We start from the raw sequence: 23,598 nt of genomic DNA, 5'->3' as shown, positions 1-23,598 counted from the left end.
TTCCTGTTTAATTACATGTCATAAAACGCCAATAATTATCCCCTGGCACGCCGGATAAATATGCCAGCCCATCACTTTCTGAGCGATGAATCGTCTGCCAGTCCGCATCGTCAAGCGACAGATAGATTTCATGATGAGGCGCATTGTTATGATAGCCCACCAAGTCAATATTTCCTTCGCGGTCCAGATGGCCTTTCACTTCATAGTGAATCGGCGGTGAAGCAGTGAGCGGATTACCTACATCATGGTTAATCTCAAAATTGATTTCTTTCGGCTCACCTTCAAGACGCTTAATTACAATTCCGTCCACTGATGCATGACCGTGGCGTTTATACCGCTTTAAATAGTTCAGCCCAATCGACGGACCGACTGATTTCGTGAATTGAAGCGGGCTTTCCTTGCCGTCAAACTGCCCTTCCATGTTCACCCGCGTCCGAAAACTCTTTCCTTCCGGGTCGAAATCACGGTCATCTCCAGTAAAATAAGGCAACGGCGAAAGCAGATTCGGATTTTTCAGGATATCTTCTTTCAAAAATGTGGTATAACGGAATTTCCATTGGTCTAACTGCTTTGCCTTTTTCCGCTTTGCGACCGGCTGCAGTAATTGATCGCGGCGTTTCACGTGTACAGTAAACGTATAGACTTCCTTCGTCGGTTCGCTCTCAGGATTATTCGGTGTAACAGCGTCAAATACTTTCGCCGCAATCGACTTGCTGACATTCATTCGATGATTACTGTCAATCAACGGGCGTGTACCTGAAATGCTGTAGGTAACGGACTCAGATAAAGAGCATTCCCGGTCAATGAAGCGATTGTCTTCTACCGTCTGCAAATACTTGCCATTTCGGTAAATATCGAACTTCTTCACTCCTTTGATCCATTCCCAGGACAGTGCGATTTGTGAAGCGGCGGCAATAGTCGTGATGACGAGCCGCTGCAAAGGATGCTCGCCTTCCATAGTCGGCGTCAGCGCGGAGGTCTGCATCACAATGACGTCCCTGACCTGATTATCCTCTACACGCTCAACTGTGTATTGAAACGGATGTCTCGGATCTAATTCTCCGTCTGTAAATTCCGCAGCTGTTCCTTCATATACTTGTTGCTCGTTTTTATAGACACGGTAATATCCTCCTGCATCACTCCAAGAAAAAGTCAGTTCATCTAACGAATGGGTCATACTTTGAATTTCAAATAAAGGTTTCATTTATCATCTGCTCCTTTTTATCTAGTATGCATAAATCTTCTGTTTCACTTCAGACAATTATACATCTTCCGACTTAGTTGCCATGCCGTTTTTCTTGTGCTCAACCGATCATTTTATATTATTTATCCTTCACATTCCTGTCTGGTTTTATCCTTTATAAAATTTTATGATACAATTAATGTATCTGAATCATATTCACCACTAGGGGTGCTTTAATTTTTACGAGCTGAGATGCTGTCTTGCAAACCCTTGGAACCTGATCTAGTACTTGCTAGCGGAGGGAAGTGGGTAGTTTTCATACCCTGCCCATCTTTGTATGGGTTTTTTGTATATATACCTTTATTGAGAGGAAGGGAAACATGAAGCTAATTCAACATCTTAGAAAAGAACAGCCGCTCGTTCATTGCATCACGAACTTTGTAGTGGCAAACTTTCAAGCAAATGGACTGCTCGCAATCGGTGCATCGCCTGTAATGGCGGATGCAATAGAAGAAGCTGAAGATATCGCAAAAATTGCTTCCTGCAGTATTTTGAATATCGGCACGCTGAAGCAGCAAACTGTCGATGCCATGATCCTCGCCGGCAACAGTGCAAGAACAGCCGGAAATCCTGTCGTGCTTGATCCTGTCGGTGCTGGAGCTACAGCGTTTCGAAAAGCAAGCGTTCTCAAAGTGCTGGCTGAAGTTGATGTCACCCTCATCCGCTGCAATGCCGGTGAACTCGCAGCCATAGCCGATGTCCCATGGAAAGCGAAAGGCGTAGATGCGGGAGAAGGCAGCGCAGATATAGAAGCAATCGCGAAAAAGGTTGCCATCGGCCACAGTTGTTTAGTTGCTGTGTCAGGTCAAACAGATATCGTTACGGACGGTCATCGTTCATTGTTTATTGAAGGCGGACATCCTTCTATGACTGAGATCACTGGAACAGGCTGTCTGCTAAGCTCAGTAGTTGGTGCTTTCCTGGCAGTAGGAAGCGAATCGCCGCTGGAAGCAGCTGCTGATGCGCTTTCATTTTATAAACGGGCAGGCGAAGTTTCAGCCGGTATTTCAGCAGGACCCGGCGATTTCGCAGTAAATTTCTTAAACACATTACATACACTGGATCGGAACAATAACACGTTTTTAGTGTAACTAGGAGTAAGGGGGTTTTTTCATTGACAGTAAATGTAGCATTGACTATTGCAGGATCAGACAGCGGAGGCGGCGCCGGAATCCAGGCAGATCTGAAAACTTTTCAAGAACTTGGCGTGTTCGGCACTTCTGTTCTGACGGCTGTAACTGCACAAAACACTCATGGCGTTCACGGCGTCTATCCTGTGCCGACGGACGGCGTCACAGCCCAGATACGTGCTGTCTTGGATGATTTTGATGTAAAAGCATGTAAAACAGGGATGCTGTTTTCAGCTGAAATTATCATTGCTGTTGCTGCTGTATTGAAGGAATATCCACCTTTCCCTCTTATAATCGATCCTGTTATGATCGCAAAAGGCGGTCATTCGTTATTGCAGCAAGAAGCAATCCAAGCAATGAAAGATCATCTAATACCGATAGCTGCAATCATCACGCCCAATATTCCAGAAGCAGAAGTATTCACGAAAATGAAAATTGTCAGCGATGAAGACATTCAGCATGCTGCACAGAAAATCATTAGTATGGGGGCACATGCGGTCATTTTAAAAGGCGGACATCGCTGCGACGTACTCGAAGCAAAGGATTACTATCTTGATTGTGAAGGGCAATCTTTCACAATGACAACTCCTTGGGTGCAGACGAAAGACACCCACGGGACCGGCTGTACATTTGCGGCAGCCTTGGCCGGATTTATTGCAAAGGGCTATTCTATGACTGATGCAGTTGCAGAAGCAAAACAATTTATCCAAGCCGCTATTGAACACGGCTTACGCTTGGGTTCTGGCCATGGACCGACAAATCACTGGGCTTACGGTCAGCTAAAAAAGGAGATGCACTAAATGCGCAGGGCAGACGTGCGGACAGCGATGGGTCTGTATTTTATTATGGGTACCCCGAATGTACACAATCAGGAGCCACTGGCTGTTTTAGAGGCTGCCCTCCGCGGCGGAATTACTTGCTTCCAGCTGCGTGAAAAGGGAGAAAATGCGTTGCAGGGAGATGCGCTGCTCGGATTTGCAAAAAAGTGTCAGGCATTGTGCCGGCTTTACCGCGTTCCTTTCATTATCAATGATGACGTTGATCTTGCGTTAGCCCTTAATGTTGACGGTGTCCATGTAGGGCAGGACGATGAACAGGCGGCTCTTGTACGCAAGCGCATCGGTCCTGATAAATGGCTCGGCGTCTCTACCCACAATCTGGATGAAATGAAGCTTGCTGAAGCAATCGGAGCTGACTATGTTGGAATCGGCCCGGTTTATCCGACTGCGACGAAATTAGATGCTTCCGTTGTTGTAGGCCCCGAATTGATTGGAGAAATGCGCAGTGCTTTTCCTGACATGCCGATTGTAGGAATCGGCGGCATTTCCTTGGCTAACCTCATCCCCGCCTTGCATGCCGGCGCAGACGGCGTGGCGGTCATCTCAGCCATCGCTTCCGCTGAAAACCCTCAGGAAGCAGCAAAGTCTTTTTCTAAAGAAATTACATTAATTCTAAATAAATGAGGTTGCGATGAATACAAGAAAAATGGTTTTTATGACGATGTTTGCGGCAATTGCTGTTGCCGGCTCTGCCTTTGTTTCATTTCCGGCGGGAATAGCGAGAGCCTATCCTATTCAGCATGCCGTCAACGTAATCGTGGCAATCGTCATGGGGCCGGGCGCAGCGGTGCTAGTGGCCTTTGTGACTGGATTGGTGCGAATCCTGACAGGAACCGGTTCTTTGCTGGCGCTTCCCGGCGGAATGATCGGTGCACTGTTAGCCGGGCTGTGTTATCAGAGGTACAAACGGAATTGGACAGCCGGCATAGGTGAAATAATCGGCACAGGCTTTATCGCACCTGTGTTTGCCGTACCTTATGCAAAGATTCTGATGGGTACGACTGTTACAGCTTTCTTCTTCTTGCCTCCGTTTCTCGTGTCGACAGTAAGCGGTTCCGTTATCGGCCTTTTACTGGTACCAAGACTGCTGAAGCTGAAGTTATTTCAGGATTTGCACTGAATTTTAGCGAGATATGGGGAATTGATGAAAACTCTGCGAGGCTATGAGCGTCCATAGCGGGTTTATGATCATGCATTGAGTTGCTATGATCGGACGGCTAATGACTAGGAGCGCCCGTCAGCCTCGTTTGATCGGCTGGAAAACGTTTATGATCATTCATTGACATGCTATGAGCAACTATAGTAAATACCATTTAATTTTAAAAAGCGGTTCAGAAAGTTATGTAGCATAACTCTCTGAACCGCTGTTTTTGTCGATTTCCCGGGAAATAAAATCATTGTTTCCCGGCTTGATCATAATAGCTTTGCATTTCCTCTTCAGGCACCATATTTCCTCCTGTGCCCCAGACAAGATGCACGGCTTTTTCGGAATTTGCCTCTGGGACGTGAGACTCTATAACCTTGACAGGACCTGTCATGCCTGCGAGCGCAGATGGTTCCAGCCAGATATCTTCACTGTCTGCCAGGTTTTTCAATAACTTGAATAACGTATGATCTGCAACGCTGTAGCATCCGGCCAGGAAGGGTTCCATTGTTTTTCCGACGAATGCAGAAGCAGTGCCTACTGCCAGTCCGTCAGCCGCAGTTTTATTGTCCAAATGAAAATCGGCAACTGATACTTGATCATGCAGTCCCGTTGCCATTCCGATCATCATGCACGGCGAATGCGTCGGCTCGGCAAAGAAACAATGTACGTGGTCGCCGAGAGCCAGTTTTAAACCAAATGCGACTCCGCCGGGCCCTCCGCCTACTCCGCAAGGCAAGTAAACAAAAAGCGGATGCTCTCGATCTACTTTGATATGCAGTGCTTTCAGCTGCGCGGCAACACGCTCGCCTGCGACTGCATAGCCCATAAAAAGATCAGTTGAATTTTCATCGTCTATAAAATGACAGAATGGATCTTCCTGCGCCTGGCGCCTTCCTTCTTCCACCGCTTTACTGTAGTCATCTTCGTACTCTATGACTTCAACACCCTTTGACCGCAATAAATCTTTCTTCCATTGCTTTGCATCTGCAGACATATGTACAGTTACATTAAAACCCAGCTTTGCACTCATGATGCCGATGCTCAGTCCTAGGTTCCCTGTCGATCCTACAGCTATTTTATGCTGCGCAAATAGACTTTTGAAGACCGGTTCGGCGAATTGCCGATAATCTTGCGTGTCATTTACTAATTGATGGTCAAGCGCCAGTGTTTCTGCATGTTTCAACACTTCGTAAATACCGCCGCGTGCTTTAATAGAACCTGAAATCGGCAGAGCATTATCCTGCTTCAGCATCAGCATACCGGCTATCTTCAACTTATACTGCTGCTCCAACATTCTTTTCATTGCAGGAATGGAAGTGAGGGGCGATTCAATGATGCCCCGATTAACAGCAGTGTCAGGAAATACTTTTTCCAGGTACGGAGCAAATCGTTCGAGTCTCTGACGTGCGTCTTCTACCTTTTCGCGTGTCAGAGACGTTTTCTCCATCGCCCTGTTCACCGGCTGCACAGACGGGTTTCGCCATAGCACTTCTTTCATTTCTGCCACTTGCTGCAATAAAGGCTCCTTCTCCAGCCATGCTTTTCGATCCTGGTCGTTCATACCAGACACCTCTTCCTTACATTAATTTTATTGGATCTGCCCCAAAATCAGTTCTTGAAAACTTGTCATGTATGTATTGCGAAAATCATGCTGCAGTTTAAACCCGCTTCGGCGCTGGGGGATTGCCTTACGCTATGAGCCATCTGGCGAAGAACACGCCAGTTGTCTCATAGCAACGGCCTACCCCGCAGTTGCGCCTTCGCTGATGTGGGGAAAGTATAACATGTTGCTTTTTTTGCAGAGTGTGGATTTAGTTGGTAGTGTTCCCGTTTCTCGACTTTACAAATGCATTCAACACAAGAATTTAAGCCTTTGCAGAATGCTAAGTATTGCATGAAACGCCACTTCTTACGTAATAAACTCAAATAGCATGCTCATGACTGCCATTCATATAAAAATTCCTGAAACGCAGGGAAACGGTATCCTCCCATTTACCATCCTATTCTGCGCAATCCCATCTCAAACTGCTCATTAAATTGATTATCAAGCACATGTTTTGGTGAAGAGCCATTTTATTAAAATGAAATTTATTTAAACCAGCCCTTCTCCTGAAACATTGAAATCGCCTCAATCCGGTTTCGCACGCCGAGCTTATCCAAGATCGTCGACACATAATTACGCACTGTACCGGGTGATAAAAATAACTCCGCCGCAATTTGTTTGGTCGTTTTTCCTTCTGAAATTAACTTTAGTACTTGCTCTTCACGCTCTGTCAGCGGATTCTTATCTTCTTCCTTCATATCAAAAGCCAGATCGATTAATTCAGGAGCATAAATACGGCGTCCCTTAATGATGGAATGAATGGATTTCACCAGTTCTTCAATTGGATTATCCTTCAGTAAATAGCCGCGGACACCTGCATTCCGTGCGCGTTCAAAATACCCCGCTCTCGCAAAAGTAGTCAGGATAATGATCTGGCACTCTTCATCCTGCAGTTCTTCCGCAGCATCTAAACCTGTCTTGATCGGCATCTCTATATCCATTATACAAATATCAGGCTTCAGTTCTTTCACTAGTTTCACTGCTTCCTGACCGTTTTTCGCCATGCCGATTACTTCCATATCATCTTCTAAATTTAATAACGACCCCAGCGCACCCAGCATCATTCCTTGGTCTTCTGCTATCACAATGCGGATCATATGTAATCACCCTTCCTTTATTTGTTTCAGAACAGCGGGAACTGTAATCTTCAATTGTGTCCCTTCCTGACTGGAAATAGAAAGGTTGCCGTTAACGAACTCCAGGCGCTCTTCCATTCCTTCCAGTCCGTTACCGGGCAGATTCACCCCATTTTGCGCAATTCCTATTCCGTTATCTTTCACAATAATCCGAAATTCTTTTTCGGTCCGTTGAAAAGCGATGCAACAATGCTTTGCGTAGCTGTGCTTGACAACATTATTGATCGCTTCCTTCAGGCACATAACCAATACGTTTTCTACAATCGGTGACATATCCGGAAAATTCGGATCACCTTCAAGTTCTATTTCGATTTCCGCCACTCTCAATAATTGCTCTACACGGACCAATTCATCCTTCAATTTGACTCGGCGCATCCCGCTGACGAGCACTCGGACTTCTTTTAATGCGGTGCTGGAAATCTGACGTATATCCTGGAGCTCTGCTTTAGCAGATTCGATATCTCGTTCCATTAATCGTACTGCCAAATCACTTTTCAGCCCAATCATTGACAGTTTTTGCCCCAGCGTGTCATGAAGATCCCTTGCAATCCGTTCGCGCTCCTGCACAATCGTCAGCTCTGATATACGCTGTCTTGCAAGTATCAGCTGATCCTGCAGCCGATCGCGTCTTTGACGGTTATATAGATTAAACGGCAGCAGCACGACCCCGATGATTGCCAGAATAATGAAGTGAATCTGCGAAAGAAACAATTCAATTTCAATAAAGAATCCTGCAACGACTGCTCCGATCAAAATAGCAATATGCAAACCATAAACGATAAAAAAACCTACCGGATTCCGGATATTCCCAATAAAAAAAGCAATAAATATAGATAGGTATACATATCCAAACAACAGAGTCATCAAAACGGTGATGACAATCTCAAAACTGATCCACATATACATGAGGCCGCTGTCTGATTTCACGGAAAAGTAATAAGATAAAAAGAAGAACACCAGAAGCGTGAAACCGATTAATAACCCCATCGGTGACGCACTTCGTAAAATATAAAAGAAAGGTAAAATACAAAATACCACCCATGCATAAATGCTGAGCCATGGGCTTTTTGGAAAAATACTGTACCAGCTGTGCATAGGTTCTCATCGCCACCCTTTATATATCCATTGTAACAAATAGTTGCCTGAATGACCCGCTTGCACTAATCTCATTTTCGCTGCATGAGGGTTCGTTCTAATTTCAATTTCAGGAAAGGTGCGGTGCAAAGCTAAATTGGTTTGCTTAAGAAGATTTTTGGCGCGCTGAGGTCACATATTGGCGCGTTTCATGAGATCGCATAAGGAATTGCACATAAAAAGCTGTCCAGAAAGTAAATTTCTACTTTCCGGACAGCATAGATCAGTCAAATGTTGTGCGTTTTGGTTTTAAGTCAATCTTCAACTTTTGTTTAGCCATGATAGCTTGTTTGGCTTCTCTAAACGTAATGAACTTTTTATTTGCGGGATCATACAGACGGTAGCGTAATGATTCCAAGCTTGTTTTTAATGTAATAGTTGTCGCCTTTTGCAATGGCGGCGTTAATTCATGCGCCATTTCCAAATTGTAATTCGGAACACGCGGAGCCAGGTGATGTACGTGGTGGAATCCGATGTTACCTGTCGCCCACTGCAGAACACGCGGCAATTGATAATACGAACTGCCTTCCACTGCTGCTTTTACGTAATCCCAATCTGATTCTTCTTCGAAATAAGAATCTTCAAATGTGTGCTGAATGTAGAATAACCAAATTCCAAGCGCCGCAGCAGTGAACATCATCGTGCCCTGAATCAGTACGAATGACTGCCAGCCGATAAGCAGGATCAATCCGCTGTAGACCGCCAGAAGAATGATATTGATTAAATACGTATTCATACGCTCTTTCTTACGTGCATCTTTGCGATTAAAACGACCTGCGATTAGCACTAGATATAAGGGACCAAAACCGAACAACACGATAGGATTACGATAGAAACGATAGCCTAAACGCTGCCATTTAGAAGCATTCTCATACTCCTCAACAGTCATTACCCAAATATCGCCTACTCCGCGCTTATCAAGATTTGAACTTGTCGCGTGATGGATAGAGTGCTCTCTTTTCCACTTTTCATAAGGAAATAATGTCAGTACGCCAGTGATTGTTCCTACAATATTATTCGCTTTCTTATTGCGGAAGAATGAACCGTGCGTACAGTCATGGAAGATAATGAATGTGCGAACTACGAAGAACGCAGCTGTGATGGAAAGCACAATTGTCAAGATGATGGAAACGTTCAAGCTCTGATACGCCAGAAACCAAAGGATAAAAACAGGCGGTATCGTATTCAGCATCTGAAAAACACTTTTCTTTAAGTCAGACTTCGCGAAAGGTGCGACGTCTTTATGCAGCTGTTTCGTTTTCTCTTTACTCATGTTTGAATGTCCCTCCTAATTGGGTTTGCTAATACATTAAGAATACCGTGTACGGACAGGGAGGGGTAGACATAGATGTCATGACTTTGAGATGACAAATGTCATATATGCCATGACATCTCTTCAAAATGAAAAAGACGCATTTCTCATAGGAGAGTGCGTCTGCTGCGGACTATTCTTTGCCGGCTTACACCTGATGTTCTTGGATTGCCTTTGTAATAGAGGGTTCCATAATGGCGTAATGCGAAGCTTTCCATACCGCTTTTCCGTCTTTCAATAAAAATAGCTGTGGAGATTCGTGACGAATTTGCAGTTCCCGTTCAATTTCCTGCGACAGCGGTCGGCTCTTCTGCACAATCAGATAATACTTGGACAGATTCGTTTCTGTCCGTTGAAACGCAGAAAATGCAGATGCACTGACTGGACAAGTTGAACTGTGCTTCATCATAAGCACCGGCTTTTCATTGGATTGATCAAGTATTTCATCCCATTCTTCCGTTGTAGAAATTTCCTGCATCATACACCACTCCCTTTTTTCATTAGTATACCTTCCGTCCATTTTTTAAAACAATCTTCAGGCTTGCGCCGCCACCTTTCACTGTACATTTTTTTAGCTTTCATTCACAATATAGAGCAGTAGAAAGGAGGCCGGGAGACATGCGTGAACTGTCTATTCGTTTATTGCTGACTTGGGGAGCTTGTTTAATATTAGCGGGTTTGTTTGCAATGGTCGCAACTTCGATTCATATGCAGACGATTTCCGGATTTGATAAAGCCGTCATTGGAGCTGTCCAGGGTACAGAAACTCCGTGGCTGACAGTGGTCATGCGAGCATTTACGACGATCGGTTCCACAATGGCCGTTGCGCTGATTGCACTGGCAGCGTTTGTTACACTTCTCAGTAGAAAGCACGGGGTGCAGGCATTATTGCTGGTTGCCGTTGTCGGCGGGACAGGCATACTCAATCAAGCGCTGAAGTTCATCTTCAAACGAGAACGTCCCGACCTCCATCGTCTGATTGACATTGGCGGCTACAGCTTTCCGAGCGGTCACACGATGATGGCATTCAGTTTATACACTATTCTCGCTTATATCATTTGGCGTAATTTACGGAATACTTGGAGCCGGACACTAGCCGTGACAGCTGCTGTTTTCATGATTGTCATGATTGCAGTGAGCCGTATTTATTTAGGGGTGCATTTCCCCAGTGATATTGTCGGCGGTATATACGCCAGCGCCGTTTGGGTCATTGCTTCTATCACGATATACCAGCAGTTTCAGCGTAAAAGAACCACGCCGTGATTAAAATTTATTACAGAAGGAGTAACATTATATGTGGAAAGAATTTAAGGAATTTGCGTTTAAAGGAAATATCTTTGATCTGGCTATAGGTGTTGTCATCGGTGCAGCTTTCAGTACGATTGTTTCTTCACTGGTAGAAAATATCATTACACCGATTATCGGAATCTTATCAGGCGGCCTGGACTTCTCGGGGTTAAGCGTGACATATAAAGATGCTGAGATTATGTATGGACAGTTTATTCAATCCATCATTAACTTCCTGATCGTTGCAGGATCTATATTCATCTTCCTGCGCGTCCTGATGAAGCTCAAAATTAAAGAGCCGGAGCCCGTTGCAGAAGAACCCGCTGAAAAAGCATTGGATACGAAAGAAGAACTGCTCTCAGAAATTCGTGACTTATTGAAAGATCAAAAGTAGAAGGAAAAGAGCAGACAGCGGTTAATCCGCCCCTGCTCCGCCTCCTCCATCTCCTCCACCCCCGCCGGAATATCCTCCATCAAAAGAGGTACCGTCAGAACTGCCTGCTTTTACTAATTTCGGGCCCCAAGTTGAATGAACAAATTGCAAAGGATCTTCCCGCAGCGTAAAGAGTGAAGCCATGGCAACCGCCGCAGTCGCGGTTTCTGCCCGCCTAACTTGAGGCAGCTTCTTTTTAGATGGCTTGAGCAAGTAGGCACGTATTAGATATTGCTGCTGCTCATCATCCGGCAACCCTTCCGGCATACCATATTTCAGCTCTCTCCGGAATTTATTGATGCTCATCTTTGTATAGAATGCCGTTTTAGAACTCAGCACAGTCTTCGGAACCAGGTAAAACGCGATAAGCGCGATAATCACGAACCAGCTGAAGACTTCCGTCAATTCTTCATAATCCAATGAATTCACTGTGAACAGCAGCACGATAAAGTATAATCCTGAAGGCCATTTTTGTATCTGCTCCTTCATGCTGAACAGCGTAACTGCAAAGAAAATAGCCGGGAGCACCAGTCTGTAGCCCCAGTCATCCCCTCCGCCGATATAAAATGCAACTGCACACATCAGGCCTGCCGCGATCACTATGAACAGCCTCAGCACGTAAGAATATCGAGTGGATAATGTCCCCGATTCCACTAATAAATCCTTCACTTCATCATGCCACTCGGTGTGTTCCACTTCGAACTTATGCTGTTTTCTCAAAGCGGCTTTCGACTCTTTTCCTTCTGCAATATCATGCAGATGAAATCGCTCTTTCATCAAACGTCCCTTGAACAGCCAGACAGCTAACGTCCGTTCAAACGGCTGCAGATCTCCTTTACCCTTTACCAACTGAAAGGCGAGTGTCTTATCAGGTGAATCCGGACGGTCTGCGAATCGTTCCGCACTGTCTGCAAGTTCGACCGATGCCTCTCCTTTATCGACCAATGAAAATAATCCGGCCAGAAAACTTCCTTTGAACCATTCTCCTGAATGATCCACAAAACTTAGATAAAGTGGATCCGTCTTCATCACATAGTCGGTGCTTCCAAAAAATCCGCTCAAACGGGATTTCATCCAGAATACGAAAAGTGCAATAAGTCCGAGAAACACAGTCAAACCGATGGTGATTTTTTTCATTGCGGGAATCTGTGCCACTTTCCATGCCTGCTCGTCCATCTTTTGCTGTTCACCTGCTATCGCCTCTTCCAATGAAACCGGTGCTTTGCCTTTATTCGAGGCTGTCATCATCCCAGAAGGAAACAAAACCCGCACAGCTGTGTAGGTATTCGCTTTAGAAACCGGAGTATTAAATTGGATTCCGTTGCTGTGAACGACCGGCTCCTTCCCTCCCGAAGCATAAAAGTAACCGTGAATATTTTTTTCACCCGCTTCTTCAGGCAAAATAAAAGAGATCTGCACATCGTTCATATCCATATCATGATTAGAACCTTTTTCAAAAAAGGTAAGCTGCAGATCGCTGTATGTATCGTATGAGACAGCAGCATTTTGAACATAATAAATGTACATCACCTGAATCGTTCCATCTTTTTGGGCTATTTTCGTTACCCAATTTTCTTTATCCAATGAAACGGGGAGTTTCTTCATCTGGTTATCGTCGATAAATCCTACTCTGCCGTTGCCGTCCATCACCTGAAACGCCTTAAATCCCTCAATCTGAGGACGGTGTTCGGCGGGGAATGCTCGCTTCAGCCTGGAGAATTCTCCGTCAAACGAGTACGTGAACAGTTCATTGACGAGCATGGTTCCATCCGGATTGATCCATCCGCGAATCTGCACCTCGTCGATAGAATAGGATTTTGCCGACGCTGTCCCTGCAGGCAGTCCTATTATGAGCATGAATAAAAATACCGTCAAAAACCTTTTCATAGCTGCACCCCCGTAAACCTTCATTGAAATGATTACGTACCGCAAAGTAAAACAGTTTCAATTATTGCCGGATTCAGGAGTTACGGGGCAGGTATTCACTGAAATAGCAGTCTATTTACCCAGGAATCCCTCTGCGCCCCCGGTCTCACAGCTGACACAGTTGGCCTGCAAACGCCATTGCAACGCGTCTGCCGGGGTGGTACAATGGGAGGCAGGATACTGATTAAAGGAGTGGATATTCATGTGGTTCATCTACATCATGTATGCATTGTTCGCGTTTATTCTCGGTGGAACAGTACTCGGCTTAGTCCGTACGTTCAGCAGCAATAACTAATAATAAATAGCAGCGTATGAAAGGGTACCCGCCTTTTCATACTCTGCTATTTTTACTTTATGACCTGAAAAGAGACACCAGCCAGGACGTCGCATCCATTCCGCAGCTGCTACGGATTTCATCAATCGCTTTATGCGCCAGCACCTGCCCGCCCTTTAGGACAATTAGTTCATCGAGCAACGGCTCTACTTCCTTTAGTTCATGCGTGGACATCACAATCGTCTGCCGCTCCGTATCAGTAAAGCGGATCAGCCCTTTCGCAATATCCTCGCGCACCATCGGATCCAGCCCTGAAAATGGTTCATCCAACAGAAAATAATCTGCTTCCCGTCCAAGTGTAACGGCAATTTTGACGCGGCCGCGGTTTCCTTTTGACAGTGTACTGATCTTCGTATCTAATGAAAGATTCAGGAATTCCAGAATTTGTTCCGCCTTCTTCATTTGAAAATCCTCAAATTGCGAATCATAGAATTCAAACAGCTGTCTGACAGTAAAATATGGATAGAATATATCGGTGTCGGGCATATAGGCAACTGTTGCCGCAACACGTCTGGTAATTACTTGACCGTCGAGTGCCGCCACACCTGAATTCGGTGATAGTAAACCCGCCATTAGCTTCAGCAGTGTCGTTTTTCCGCTTCCGTTTTCACCGACAAGCCCAATGATTTTCCCTGCCGGCAATGAAAGGGTCACACCGTCGAGCGCCTGCTTGAATCCATAACGCTTTGAAACTGCTTGCAATTTAATCATCATGTCCACCCCGTTTCTGCAGATAACTGACCATTTCATTCGTCGTAAAACCAAGTGCTTCCACATTTTGAATAAACGACTGCACGAGTTGCTCCTTCATTTCCTCGCGCAGTTCCTGAATTCGCTCTGTATTGTCCGTCACGAATGAACCCTGCCCCCTTCTGGTCTCCGTAATCTCCATTTGTTCCAGTTCCTTATAGACCCGCTGCATCGTGTTGGCATTGACGCCGACCGAAACGGCATAATCACGTACAGATGGCAGTTTTTCTCCGACTTTTATGGTACCTCGAATAATATCTCCGACGATATGATCGACAAGCTGCTGGTATATTGGTTTATCCGGAAGGAATTCCATGCTCACCGTCACAACCTCACTTTCTTTTCAAACAACCGCGATCCCGCTGCCAACAACACATAAATAAGGACTGCATAAAACAACACACTTCCTACTGAAAACACGATTCCATCACGCACAAATCCAGTGAAAAGGTAATCTGCCTGTTCATTATAGAACGACTCATTTGTTAATTTAATCGGAATCAGAGTACGAAGCCAATCAAAGAAATCATTGATCCGAAGCATCTCCCAAATCGCCAGTGCCAAGAAGAAGAGCATTACTGTCAGCGGTACCACGAAGAAACGCATCCGTACCCGAATAACCTGATAGAGACTCCAGAAGAAGAAACCTACCGCCATCAGAAAACACGATTTTAAAGATATCGCAAGCAGTATACTGATGAGCGCCAAAGCTCCTCGCCACACCGAATCCGTTGACCAGTCACCCAGTATATAAAACATGATGCCTGCCAGCAGTCCTCCCAGAAACAATGTTGCGATCGCAATAAATGCTGATAACAAAGCCTTTGCTCCCGCCAGCTGAAACATAGATCTTGGTGAATGCAGCCAGATATCAGGTGTATTCATTTCTTTTGTCAGACTGTATAACAGAATACCAGCCCCCGAAAACGTATAGAGAGCAAACCAGGTTCCCGCGACGATATGTGTATGCTCATACAGAGTTCCCGAAACTCCAGTCAGATTGGTAATTACAGACGGCACTGCGAGGATCACCAGTGCATTCAACACAACAATCCCTATCGTCAGCCATTTCAGCAAAATCCATTCTTTGCGGAACAAGCCGCTCCATGATGCACTCATACTCATAACCTCACTTTCTTTTCAAATAGCCATGCGGAAGAAAAGAAGAGAAATGCCAGGAACACAAAGACTAATAAAATTTGTCCGGCATACCACGTTCCCGGGCTTTGTACAAAATAAAAATCGCCTGCAATATACTCTCGCGGCTCGAAAGAAATCGTAAATGCACCCATATGAGCGATTTTTCTATATAGCTCCGATTCCAAAAGTAATTGGAAAAGCCAATTCGAAATGAACAAGACAGCCAGCCAAATAAAAATTGCTCCGCGCGGGATATGCGATTTAATTACACGGTAGACTACAGCTAAGAATAAACCAATCAGCATAAAGCCGATTGCTCCCAAGTAAAGAGTGGAAGTAAAAGAGTAGATCATCAGGAAAAAGTCAAGTGCCCCTGACTCCTTCAATAATGTATCAAAAACGGACGCATACACAGAAAACACAATCGCCGGTATCAGCACCGCAATGAATCCAATCACCCCTGCGAAAATGGTTTTATTCCCGAACAATTGATAAATCGATCGAGGAGATTGCAGCCAGACATCCGGCCGTTTCCATTCACTCCATAAACTGTTCAACAGTAAGGCAATCGGCACGCATACAGCGATCACTGTCCACAGCATCAATGACATTCCCGCCATAACGGACATCGATAATTTTCTTTCTGTGAGAAATGAAAATCCCCCGGATATAACAAACACCAGTAAAACCGCCATCACCGTTGTAGCGTAGATCCAGTCTTTCATCATCAGCCATTCCTTTTTCCAAAGCCCTTTCCACGCCGTCATCATCTTTCCGCCTCCTTCTCTCTAGCGTACTAGTTAGATAGTACACTATATGATGGAGTTTGGCAAGTGGTGATATTGCCGTGCGCGCGAAAAAGCGGCGGAGCACGCCAAAACAGTCTCCATCCGCACGAAAAAAGTAGCTGACCGAACCAAACCCGGCCGGCAATGCTCGGAAAATCTGTTCTGCCGCGCCAAAAATCCGTTTCGCCGCACCTTTCACCAGTCTCTCCGCACCAAACCGGCGGCCAGCCAGAAAACAGCAGCGTAATTTTCGGCAGGATGATCATTGAACACCGGTTTGCGATCATAAACTCCCGCCGTGCGCTCATACCGTACCGACAGCCGCTCATTCAGCTCTCGCAAGTGACCATACGCCCCGCGAATATGATCATACCAACCCCGCGCTTGATCATAGAGCCACCTTCAGCCGCGTCAGACACCGGCAGCCAATCAAAAAGAGACTGCCCGGGAAGTCACACAGCATGACTTCTCAAACAGTCCCTCATCACATCCTCAATGCTTCATCAAACGGCGCTGCTGGCGAAGCTCCCTCCTGGCGGGCGCTGTATCAAACAAACGCTTTTCTGCTTCCGACTCAGGATAAATCTTCGGCACAGGCACCGGCCGGTTCGTGTCATCGACGGCGACCATCGTACAGAAAGATTCCGTCGTCAGCTTCGTTTCCCCTGTCACGAGATTTTTCGAATGAACTGAAACAAACACTTCCATAGACGTGCGCCCGACAGACGTGACGACAGCTTCGAGTTCAATCATTTCTCCGAGCATGGCAGGCGAGACGAAATCGACCGAATCAATCGAAGCCGTCACCGCCGCCATCGTCCCAGCATGCTTCATCGCACAGATCGCCGCAATTTCATCAATATAGGCGAGAACCTTTCCTCCGAATATAGATTGGATATGGTTGGTATCAGGCGGCAGAACTAACTTACTTTGAATCGTTCTGGATTCACTCATCGACTTTTCTGCAGACATTGCGACAGCTCCCTTACATGTTCTTTTCCTTAGTATAGCGGAAAAGTTGTGTATTTCATTCATTATTGATTCAAATCAAGGCTGATTGTATGCGGCGGATTTATAATAGAACGGAGGTGAGAACGATGAAAAATTGGATGATGCTTAGTTGTATGTTGCTAATCCTCTCTGGCTGCGGCAATGCCGAATCAGTAAAAACACTGGCGGAACCTGTACCTGACCAATTACTGCCTGCCCAGTCGGAAGGGATTTCATTGGCATTGATACAGGACGAGTTTGAAGGGTCACCGGCTGTGATTCCAGCAATTGTCCGGAACAACACAGATGATCCCTATGAAATCGGGCCGTTCTATCATTTAGAGTTTTACAAACAGGCACAGTGGTATATCATCACGTACTCGGATGCCGTGTTCCTGCTCGATCCGCATTACCGCGACGGCGGGATTCCGCTGGAAGTGCACAGTGAAATGGCCCAAGAATTTTCCGTCGAAAACTTGGGCGTCACACTGTGTCCCGGCAAATACCGGCTCGTCAAAACGATTACCCAGCGCAGTCCTTACCATGAAATAACCGTCGCTGTACCGTTTACCGTATATTAGTTTTGGATTCGCCGCACGCTGCAGAGTTTCTGACAGTATGCTGAGCCGGCAAGCGGAATCTGCTCCACATTCCTTCCCGTCGCCGGCGCATGCATTATCTGCCCTCCGCCGGCATACATCGCCACATGGCTGACAGGTCCGTCCTGCGTTTCCCGAAAGAACAGCAGGTCGCCTTTCCGCCAATCTTCCTGTTTCAGCGAAATCGGAAGTCCGGTCTCCGCCTGGTCCGCCGCATCTCGCGGCAACAGTACACCGCAGGATTTCCACAGCTGGTGGACGATTCCCGAGCAGTCAAAACCCCATCCCGACATGCCGCCCCATACATACGGCAGGCCCAAAAACTTTCTGCCTTTTTCAAGTGGCCTGCCGCTTTCATTTTCTTCAATTTGATTCACGTTTCGCGTACGGATTAATTTCCATCCATGCGGTGTCCATACACGGAACTGATCGCCCTGACGCCTGCTGACCGGAAAAACCGTATTGAATGAGACTTGCATAAAACGCTGACCTGTTTCATCGTTCAACCAGGCCTTTGGAACAGTCACTCGCACATGACCCCTCGTATACGAAGCACAGCGCTGAGACAATTGCACAAGCGGCACCCAGCCAGGATAGCCGCGTGGATCTTTCGACGAAGGCTGTCCGCTGGCAATTATTTTTGCCCAATCCTCCATGACTTCTTCCACAATGACCGGCTCGCCGTATAATAGCTGTGTCTGAATCCGATTTTCTTCACTCAGCGCGAGGCGATCTTCAAACATCAGCTGTCCAAACCACTTCTCCAGTTGGACTGGCTGCTGAAGCGCAGGCAAATCGACGAGCCGTGGTGCATCCGGATCGGTCCAGACGGTTGCGACACTGACCGCGCATACCCAATTTTCATTCATTTGCATATTCCTTAACCCATTGCTTCATGCGTTCCGAATCAAATCCTAATCCCAGTCCGCCCGCAAACTCCATGACGGAACCTTTATAAACAATCCCTCCGCAATCAAACACACCCGCCAATAAAAGCGGCGCATCCAAATCCGTACGCGTAACATTTGGCTGGCTCGCCGCAAAATGAGCAGCTGCTGTGACACCGACAGCCGTCTCCATCATACTGCCCGCCATGCATTCCACTCCGTAGCTTTGCGCCATTGCATTGATCTTCAACGCTTCGTGGATTCCCCCCGACTTCATCAATTTAATATTCAGCAAATCGGCAGCACGCATTTCCAGCAGTCTTCTCGCATCACCTATCGAAAACAGCGATTCGTCTGCCATAATTAACGTCTGCGTATGCCTTGTCACTTCACGCAATCCTTCGAGATCATTCGCTGCAACGGGCTGCTCGACCAGCTCGATATCCAAGCCGTCATCTTCGAACTGCCGGATGATCCGGATTGCTTCTTTCGGTTTCCAGCCTTGATTGGCGTCCAGCCGAAGCACAATATCGGGCCCGACTTCTTGCCGGATGGCCCGGATTCTTACGCGCTCTTCCTGAAAATTCCCTGTACCAATTTTTATCTTCAGTACAGAGAATCCCTTTGCCGTATGTTCTGCTGCTTCTTTCACCATTTCTTTCGGAGCGCCCGCGCTGACCGTCAAATCGGTCGTCAAACGGTCGCTGTATCCCCCGAGCATCTGTATCAGCGGCAACCCGCAGTGCTGCGCGAAAATGTCGTGAACGGCCATATCAACTGCTGCTTTCGCACTCGAATTGCCAAGCAATGAACGCTGAACTTTTTCGAACAGCACTTCACGCCTTGCCACGCCTTCTCCTATTAAAACCGGCGCGAGCACCCTTTCAATAGCATAGCGGATACTTCCGACGGTTTCACCGGTGATCACATGCGCCGGCACGGCCTCTCCCCAGCCGGTCAACCCGCTTTCCGTTGTCATTTTTACGATGATCGACTGCACATTGAAAACAGTCCGCAATGCCGTGACAAACGGTTTCTTAAGCTTTGACTGCACCACAAATGTTTCGACGGTGCGGATGTTCATTCATTCCACTCCCGGTAAGATAGTGAGTGTCCTTTCATTCGCATTCAGACGTCCTTTGACACCGAGCGGGATGGCAATATGCGGTTCGCAGTGTCCTATTTGGAAGCCCTTTACGACAGGTTTGCCCAGATCTTTGAAATAGTGGGCAAACACCTCGTCAAGCGACAGCGATTTCTCTGGATTGGAAGGTTCTGCTTTTGCAAAATCACCGATAATGATCCCCGATGCTTCACGCAGCTTGCCCGCCAGACGCAGCTGATTCAGCAGGCGGTCGATCTTGTAAGGCTCTTCTCCGACATCCTCAATGAACAGTAATTTTTGATTCGTCTCGATTTCAAATTCACTGCCAAGGCTGTTCGCGAGCTGCGTTAAGTTGCCGCCGACTACTTCTCCTTCTGCTATGCCTGCGCTCAGTGCTTCAAGCGGCGAAATCGCTTCTGTATAATGCACTTCTACAGGCTCAAACAGCTGGCTGAACATCTTCCCGGATAGTTCATGGAATTCATCCTTTGCCACACAGGAAGCAAGCATCGGCCCATGGAATGTCACCAGACCTGCACCTTGACGAATCGCTGTGTGCAAATACGTAATATCGCTGAATCCCCAGAACACTTTCGGATTTTCATGGATCAATTCCATGTCCAGACGATCTGCAAAGCGAGCTGAACCATATCCGCCGCCAGCGCACAGAATTCCTTTCACTTCGGAATCGCGGAACATTTCATGCAGATCAGCAAGACGCTCCTCGTCGGTACCTGCCAAATAGCCATTCTTTTTATAGACAGACTGCCCGATTTTATATCGAAGACCGAGCTGTTCCAAAAATGAAAACGAACGTTCCACGTCTGCCCGTGCCACGGGACTCGCCGGCGCCACAATTCCAATTACATCACCTTTTACTAAACGATTAGGACAGATCATACTAGTCATCACCCTTTCTGTGTCCTACTCTATCATATTCATTGCGGAACGCAGATAAAACCGCCGGCTTCATCTATGCGGAAGCCGCGGTTTTTGAGGTGCTATGAGCGCACGGGAGGTGGTTATGATCACGGCGGGTTGCTGTATGAGCATGCAGCGTGAGGCTATGATCACGTACATGCCGGCTATGAGCGCTGCTGCGGTTTCAATGAGCATGCGGCCGCTGTGTATGATCATCTGCCAATAAACGCCTTCATTCCGAAACACCCCATTTCCAAACACGGCTGTTCTCCGACTTTGGATCAATGGAATAATTCACAACACGTTTATTCACACCCAGAATCTCATAGCGATACAGTGTCGGGGCAAGCGGTACGTCTTCTGCCATCAAAGCCTGCCATTCGTTATAGATTTCACGCCGTTTCTGCGAATCAAATGCCGCTTCAGAAGTTCCCGCCTCGAGCAGCTCATCATTCTTTCCGCTTACATACCGCGAATAATTAAACATCGCGCTGCGTCCATAAAGACCGGACGGATCCGGGTCAGATCCTGCCCCCCAGGCCCCTTGAAAAATATCCACTTTCGGGTCATCTGATTTCACCAGATCATAAAATGCATTGAAATCATGCAAGCGGCCGTCCGTCAGTTCCACCTTCAGCCCGACATCCGCCCAATTTTGTATATAGTACATGGCAATAGGCTCCGCCGCGTCTCCTCCCGCCATGGAAGCAAAACGCAAAGTGAACGGCTGGCCGTCCGGATCTTCCCGGAAACCATCGCCGTTCACGTCAAGATAGCCTGCTTCATCGAGCAGGGCTCTGGCTTTTTCCGGGTCATACGGACGGCCGGCATTTTTTTTGTCATGATATGTTTCAAAAACCGGAACAATTAATGTGGACGCCGGAAAACGCAGGCCGTGATAGACGTACTTTCCTACAGATTCATTATCCAGCGCATGCCACATTGCCTGCCGCACTAATTTGTTCGCAAGTTTTGATTTGGGATCCATACGATTTTCCTTTTTCTTTTCATCCCAATTGCCCAATTTAAAGCCGATATAGGTGTAGGCCAGATCGACATCTCCCAGCAGTTCAATATTGCCAAGCCTCTGCACGGCTTCCGTCTGATCTGCCGGGATTCTGGCTATATCGATGTCTCCTCTTTTCAATGACTCTGTTACAATTGCCTCATTCACGGTCTTCAGCACAACAGATTGAAGTTGCGGCCTACCTCTCCAGTAGTTTTCATTACGTTCCAATAAAACGGACTCGCCGGGCACGATCTTGACGATTTTATAAGGACCGTAACCAATCGGCGTGACGCGTATTTTTCCCGATGACTCTAATTCTTTCATTGTCAGCTCGCCGTTTGTGACGTCACCCGTATGATGTCGAGGCACGGGCGACGACCAGAAACCCGACAGGATAGAAGGTGAGGCAGTTTTGAACGTGACGCTGATTGTCTGGTCATCCTGCACCTGTATCCCGGAAATTTCTTTGGTCTTTCCCGCATGATAATCCTCCATGCCTGCCACGTTTTCAATCATAAATGTGTAACGTTCGCCGGAATAATCAGGATGACCGATCAGCTCATAGGCATACAGCAGATCACTCGCCTTCACCGGTTCCCCGTCATGCCAATTAACGCCGTCTTTAATCCGCAGTGTAATCGTTCGTCGGTCTTCAGACAAAGTGAATGATGCCGCGCCTTCATTGGAAATTTCGAAATCACTGTCTGTTGAAAGCAGTGATTCGTCAAACCAGTTCATGATTTCGGCATCGAATGAACCGCTGTAAAATGCCCGGCTCAAAGTCCCTTCAAACGGATCTGAACTGACCAGTGCGACGACCATCTCACCGTCTTCTACCGGCTCACTTTGATTGGATACTTCTAAAGGAAAAGTGAGCGATCCAGCTTCCTGTGCTTGCGGCTGCACCGCACTGCATCCCGCGAGCATTATCCCAAAACTGATTATTAACAGCAATTTTTCGCGCAAATTCTTCTCCCCCTTATTAAACCCGCTGTCTTGCATCTGCGGCCCGTTTCACCGCCTGGCCGATATAATTAATGCACAGCATAATGACTAAAATCAGCAAAGCAGCCGGCAGCCAGACCCACCATTTGTTTTGGACGATATCAGGATTTTTCGCCAGGGCAATCAATGTACCGAGCGAAGGCGTACCGGACGGCAGGCCGAACCCGAGAAACGTCAGACCTGTTTCCAAGCCTATATTGCCAGCGAGTGTCAGCGTCATATTGACAATAATGAGCGAGCTCAAATTCGGCAGCATCTCAAACAGCATAATCTTCCAATCCGGCGTACCTAGTGTTTTGGAAGCACTGATATAATCCATTTCCCGCTCTGCCAGCCCTCTTGACCGAATAAGCCGCGCTTTGCCGAACCAGGCGAAAATACTCATAATGAAAATGAAATGATAGACAGTGTAATTCGGCACCAGCACGACGAAAACGATAATAATCATTAGCGATGGTAAAATCATTAGGAAATCCAGTATGCGGCTGATAATTTGATCGGCCCATCCGCCGTAATACCCGGCAATGAGACCAATTGTCAATCCATAGAAACTGGACAGCAGCGTAACGCATATGCCGATCGTCAGGGAATTCCGCGCACCGAGCAGCAGCTGACCGAAAACATCTCTGCCGCCGTCATCGGTACCGAGCCAGTGTGTAGCGGAAGGAGGATGGTAGATTTGGGAAAGTTCAATACGGTTCACACGGTCTATCGAAAGAAAGAGAGGAGAAAGATACGCGATGGCCATAATAAAGATCAGTATGACCGCCGACATATAGGCCATCCGATCTTGACGGATCTCTGCCAGTATCTTCGACAAAAAAGAAGAATGACCTGAACTTTTATGCTGTACTCCTTTATTCAAACTGATCATCATATG

The 23,598-nt window shown here is 46.7% G+C and carries 24 protein-coding genes and 1 riboswitch; of the genes, 7 read left to right on the top strand and 17 right to left on the bottom strand.

What is annotated here, in order from left to right; translation table 11 throughout:
* Positions 1-7: 7 nt before the first annotated feature.
* On the bottom strand, positions 8-1,204 hold the full coding sequence (locus GDZ68_RS11865) for a DUF3238 domain-containing protein (RefSeq protein WP_153722519.1): 1,197 nt from the start codon (positions 1,202-1,204) through the stop codon (positions 8-10).
* A gap of 193 nt (positions 1,205-1,397) precedes the next feature.
* A riboswitch (TPP riboswitch) is annotated at positions 1,398-1,504 on the top strand.
* Positions 1,505-1,563: 59 nt separating this feature from the next.
* Here GDZ68_RS11865 and thiM point away from each other — a divergent pair.
* From thiM to thiW, 4 genes are read left to right on the top strand one after another with little or no spacing between them, the layout of a single operon-like run.
* Positions 1,564-2,334, top strand: coding sequence for a hydroxyethylthiazole kinase (gene thiM, locus GDZ68_RS11860; RefSeq protein WP_153722518.1), 771 nt, complete (start codon positions 1,564-1,566; stop codon positions 2,332-2,334).
* A 23-nt stretch (positions 2,335-2,357) separates the two neighbouring features.
* Positions 2,358-3,173, top strand: coding sequence for a bifunctional hydroxymethylpyrimidine kinase/phosphomethylpyrimidine kinase (thiD, locus tag GDZ68_RS11855; RefSeq protein ID WP_153722517.1), 816 nt, complete (start codon positions 2,358-2,360; stop codon positions 3,171-3,173).
* The gene (gene thiE, locus GDZ68_RS11850) at positions 3,174-3,836 is read left to right on the top strand and encodes a thiamine phosphate synthase (protein ID WP_153722516.1); all 663 of its coding nucleotides are present in this window, start codon (positions 3,174-3,176) and stop codon (positions 3,834-3,836) included.
* Positions 3,837-3,843: 7 nt separating this feature from the next.
* On the top strand, positions 3,844-4,332 hold the full coding sequence (thiW, locus tag GDZ68_RS11845; protein WP_153722515.1) for an energy coupling factor transporter S component ThiW: 489 nt from the start codon (positions 3,844-3,846) through the stop codon (positions 4,330-4,332).
* A 274-nt stretch (positions 4,333-4,606) separates the two neighbouring features.
* Here the strand turns inward: thiW and GDZ68_RS11840 are convergent, their stop codons facing one another.
* The 5 genes from GDZ68_RS11840 to ytxJ form a co-directional block, all read right to left on the bottom strand.
* Positions 4,607-5,920 (bottom strand): D-serine ammonia-lyase, encoded by a 1,314-nt coding sequence (locus GDZ68_RS11840; protein WP_153722514.1) that lies wholly within the window; start codon positions 5,918-5,920, stop codon positions 4,607-4,609.
* Positions 5,921-6,447: 527 nt separating this feature from the next.
* Entirely contained in the window at positions 6,448-7,059 is a 612-nt protein-coding gene (locus tag GDZ68_RS11835; protein ID WP_153722513.1) for a response regulator transcription factor, read from the bottom strand.
* A gap of 6 nt (positions 7,060-7,065) precedes the next feature.
* Entirely contained in the window at positions 7,066-8,193 is a 1,128-nt protein-coding gene (locus GDZ68_RS11830) for a sensor histidine kinase (RefSeq protein ID WP_153722512.1), read from the bottom strand.
* Between the two features lie 262 nt (positions 8,194-8,455).
* Positions 8,456-9,505: a fatty acid desaturase gene (locus GDZ68_RS11825; RefSeq protein ID WP_153722511.1), complete on the bottom strand. Its 1,050-nt coding sequence runs from the start codon at positions 9,503-9,505 to the stop codon at positions 8,456-8,458.
* Between the two features lie 187 nt (positions 9,506-9,692).
* A complete protein-coding gene (ytxJ, locus tag GDZ68_RS11820; protein WP_228551090.1) occupies positions 9,693-10,025 on the bottom strand; it encodes a bacillithiol system redox-active protein YtxJ in 333 nt (110 codons plus the stop codon).
* Between the two features lie 137 nt (positions 10,026-10,162).
* On the opposite strand from ytxJ, the gene GDZ68_RS11815 reads away from it, so the two are divergent.
* Together GDZ68_RS11815 and mscL are read left to right on the top strand one after the other, a co-directional pair.
* Complete coding sequence (locus GDZ68_RS11815) at positions 10,163-10,807, top strand: phosphatase PAP2 family protein (protein ID WP_153722510.1); 645 nt, start codon at positions 10,163-10,165, stop codon at positions 10,805-10,807.
* A 31-nt stretch (positions 10,808-10,838) separates the two neighbouring features.
* On the top strand, positions 10,839-11,225 hold the full coding sequence (gene mscL, locus GDZ68_RS11810) for a large conductance mechanosensitive channel protein MscL (protein ID WP_153722509.1): 387 nt from the start codon (positions 10,839-10,841) through the stop codon (positions 11,223-11,225).
* A 21-nt stretch (positions 11,226-11,246) separates the two neighbouring features.
* On the opposite strand, the gene GDZ68_RS11805 is transcribed toward mscL, so the two are convergent.
* The 6 genes from GDZ68_RS11805 to GDZ68_RS11780 form a co-directional block, all read right to left on the bottom strand.
* Entirely contained in the window at positions 11,247-13,151 is a 1,905-nt protein-coding gene (locus tag GDZ68_RS11805; protein ID WP_194841145.1) for a DUF2207 domain-containing protein, read from the bottom strand.
* A gap of 391 nt (positions 13,152-13,542) precedes the next feature.
* Positions 13,543-14,238, bottom strand: coding sequence for an ABC transporter ATP-binding protein (locus GDZ68_RS11800; RefSeq protein WP_153722507.1), 696 nt, complete (start codon positions 14,236-14,238; stop codon positions 13,543-13,545).
* Entirely contained in the window at positions 14,228-14,596 is a 369-nt protein-coding gene (locus tag GDZ68_RS11795; protein WP_153722506.1) for a GntR family transcriptional regulator, read from the bottom strand. The genes GDZ68_RS11800 and GDZ68_RS11795 overlap by 11 nt, the downstream gene beginning before the upstream one ends.
* Positions 14,597-14,598: 2 nt before the next feature.
* Positions 14,599-15,393 carry a hypothetical protein gene (locus GDZ68_RS11790; protein ID WP_153722505.1) on the bottom strand — a complete coding sequence of 265 codons (795 nt, stop codon included), beginning with the start codon at positions 15,391-15,393 and terminating at the stop codon, positions 14,599-14,601.
* Between the two features lie 2 nt (positions 15,394-15,395).
* Positions 15,396-16,184, bottom strand: a complete 789-nt coding sequence (locus tag GDZ68_RS11785; RefSeq protein ID WP_153722504.1) for a hypothetical protein — start codon at positions 16,182-16,184, stop codon at positions 15,396-15,398.
* Positions 16,185-16,694: 510 nt separating this feature from the next.
* Positions 16,695-17,174 (bottom strand): acyl-CoA thioesterase, encoded by a 480-nt coding sequence (locus GDZ68_RS11780; RefSeq protein ID WP_153722503.1) that lies wholly within the window; start codon positions 17,172-17,174, stop codon positions 16,695-16,697.
* A 125-nt stretch (positions 17,175-17,299) separates the two neighbouring features.
* On the opposite strand from GDZ68_RS11780, the gene GDZ68_RS11775 reads away from it, so the two are divergent.
* Positions 17,300-17,773, top strand: coding sequence for an immunoglobulin-like domain-containing protein (locus GDZ68_RS11775; protein ID WP_153722502.1), 474 nt, complete (start codon positions 17,300-17,302; stop codon positions 17,771-17,773).
* Here GDZ68_RS11775 and GDZ68_RS11770 read toward each other — a convergent pair.
* The 5 genes from GDZ68_RS11770 to GDZ68_RS11750 all read right to left on the bottom strand — a co-directional run bounded on the left by GDZ68_RS11770 (position 17,770) and on the right by GDZ68_RS11750 (position 23,595).
* Entirely contained in the window at positions 17,770-18,660 is an 891-nt protein-coding gene (locus tag GDZ68_RS11770) for a C40 family peptidase (protein WP_194841144.1), read from the bottom strand. The two genes, GDZ68_RS11775 and GDZ68_RS11770, sit on opposite strands and share 4 nt — an antisense overlap.
* The gene (locus GDZ68_RS11765) at positions 18,653-19,762 is read right to left on the bottom strand and encodes a mandelate racemase/muconate lactonizing enzyme family protein (RefSeq protein ID WP_153722500.1); all 1,110 of its coding nucleotides are present in this window, start codon (positions 19,760-19,762) and stop codon (positions 18,653-18,655) included. The genes GDZ68_RS11770 and GDZ68_RS11765 overlap by 8 nt, the downstream gene beginning before the upstream one ends.
* Complete coding sequence (locus GDZ68_RS11760) at positions 19,763-20,692, bottom strand: S66 peptidase family protein (protein ID WP_153722605.1); 930 nt, start codon at positions 20,690-20,692, stop codon at positions 19,763-19,765.
* A 244-nt stretch (positions 20,693-20,936) separates the two neighbouring features.
* Complete coding sequence (gene opp4A, locus GDZ68_RS11755) at positions 20,937-22,679, bottom strand: oligopeptide ABC transporter substrate-binding protein (RefSeq protein ID WP_153722499.1); 1,743 nt, start codon at positions 22,677-22,679, stop codon at positions 20,937-20,939.
* A 16-nt stretch (positions 22,680-22,695) separates the two neighbouring features.
* Entirely contained in the window at positions 22,696-23,595 is a 900-nt protein-coding gene (locus tag GDZ68_RS11750) for an ABC transporter permease (RefSeq protein ID WP_153722498.1), read from the bottom strand.
* Between the last annotated feature and the right edge of the window lie 3 nt (positions 23,596-23,598).

Source organism: Sporosarcina cascadiensis (assembly GCF_009650995.1).
Lineage (GTDB): Bacteria > Bacillota > Bacilli > Bacillales_A > Planococcaceae > Sporosarcina > Sporosarcina cascadiensis.
The sequence above is the reverse complement of the archived record's forward strand: the minus strand, read 5'-3'. Positions and strand labels throughout refer to the sequence as shown.

What these genes read in the sequence shown, in the direction of transcription:
- GDZ68_RS11865 (WP_153722519.1), bottom strand. Translation starts at nt 1,204, where the DNA reads ATGAAACCTTTATTTGAAATTCAAAGTATGACCCATTCGTTAGATGAA.
- thiM (WP_153722518.1), top strand. Translation starts at nt 1,564, where the DNA reads ATGAAGCTAATTCAACATCTTAGAAAAGAACAGCCGCTCGTTCATTGC.
- thiE (WP_153722516.1), top strand. Translation starts at nt 3,174, where the DNA reads ATGCGCAGGGCAGACGTGCGGACAGCGATGGGTCTGTATTTTATTATG.
- thiW (WP_153722515.1), top strand. Translation starts at nt 3,844, where the DNA reads ATGAATACAAGAAAAATGGTTTTTATGACGATGTTTGCGGCAATTGCT.
- GDZ68_RS11840 (WP_153722514.1), bottom strand. Translation starts at nt 5,920, where the DNA reads ATGAACGACCAGGATCGAAAAGCATGGCTGGAGAAGGAGCCTTTATTG.
- GDZ68_RS11835 (WP_153722513.1), bottom strand. Translation starts at nt 7,059, where the DNA reads ATGATCCGCATTGTGATAGCAGAAGACCAAGGAATGATGCTGGGTGCG.
- GDZ68_RS11830 (WP_153722512.1), bottom strand. Translation starts at nt 8,193, where the DNA reads ATGCACAGCTGGTACAGTATTTTTCCAAAAAGCCCATGGCTCAGCATT.
- GDZ68_RS11825 (WP_153722511.1), bottom strand. Translation starts at nt 9,505, where the DNA reads ATGAGTAAAGAGAAAACGAAACAGCTGCATAAAGACGTCGCACCTTTC.
- ytxJ (WP_228551090.1), bottom strand. Translation starts at nt 10,025, where the DNA reads ATGATGCAGGAAATTTCTACAACGGAAGAATGGGATGAAATACTTGAT.
- GDZ68_RS11815 (WP_153722510.1), top strand. Translation starts at nt 10,163, where the DNA reads ATGCGTGAACTGTCTATTCGTTTATTGCTGACTTGGGGAGCTTGTTTA.
- mscL (WP_153722509.1), top strand. Translation starts at nt 10,839, where the DNA reads ATGTGGAAAGAATTTAAGGAATTTGCGTTTAAAGGAAATATCTTTGAT.
- GDZ68_RS11805 (WP_194841145.1), bottom strand. Translation starts at nt 13,151, where the DNA reads ATGAAAAGGTTTTTGACGGTATTTTTATTCATGCTCATAATAGGACTG.
- GDZ68_RS11800 (WP_153722507.1), bottom strand. Translation starts at nt 14,238, where the DNA reads ATGATGATTAAATTGCAAGCAGTTTCAAAGCGTTATGGATTCAAGCAG.
- GDZ68_RS11790 (WP_153722505.1), bottom strand. Translation starts at nt 15,393, where the DNA reads ATGAGTGCATCATGGAGCGGCTTGTTCCGCAAAGAATGGATTTTGCTG.
- GDZ68_RS11785 (WP_153722504.1), bottom strand. Translation starts at nt 16,184, where the DNA reads ATGATGACGGCGTGGAAAGGGCTTTGGAAAAAGGAATGGCTGATGATG.
- GDZ68_RS11780 (WP_153722503.1), bottom strand. Translation starts at nt 17,174, where the DNA reads ATGTCTGCAGAAAAGTCGATGAGTGAATCCAGAACGATTCAAAGTAAG.
- GDZ68_RS11775 (WP_153722502.1), top strand. Translation starts at nt 17,300, where the DNA reads ATGAAAAATTGGATGATGCTTAGTTGTATGTTGCTAATCCTCTCTGGC.
- GDZ68_RS11770 (WP_194841144.1), bottom strand. Translation starts at nt 18,660, where the DNA reads ATGAATGAAAATTGGGTATGCGCGGTCAGTGTCGCAACCGTCTGGACC.
- GDZ68_RS11765 (WP_153722500.1), bottom strand. Translation starts at nt 19,762, where the DNA reads ATGAACATCCGCACCGTCGAAACATTTGTGGTGCAGTCAAAGCTTAAG.
- GDZ68_RS11760 (WP_153722605.1), bottom strand. Translation starts at nt 20,692, where the DNA reads ATGACTAGTATGATCTGTCCTAATCGTTTAGTAAAAGGTGATGTAATT.
- GDZ68_RS11750 (WP_153722498.1), bottom strand. Translation starts at nt 23,595, where the DNA reads ATGATGATCAGTTTGAATAAAGGAGTACAGCATAAAAGTTCAGGTCAT.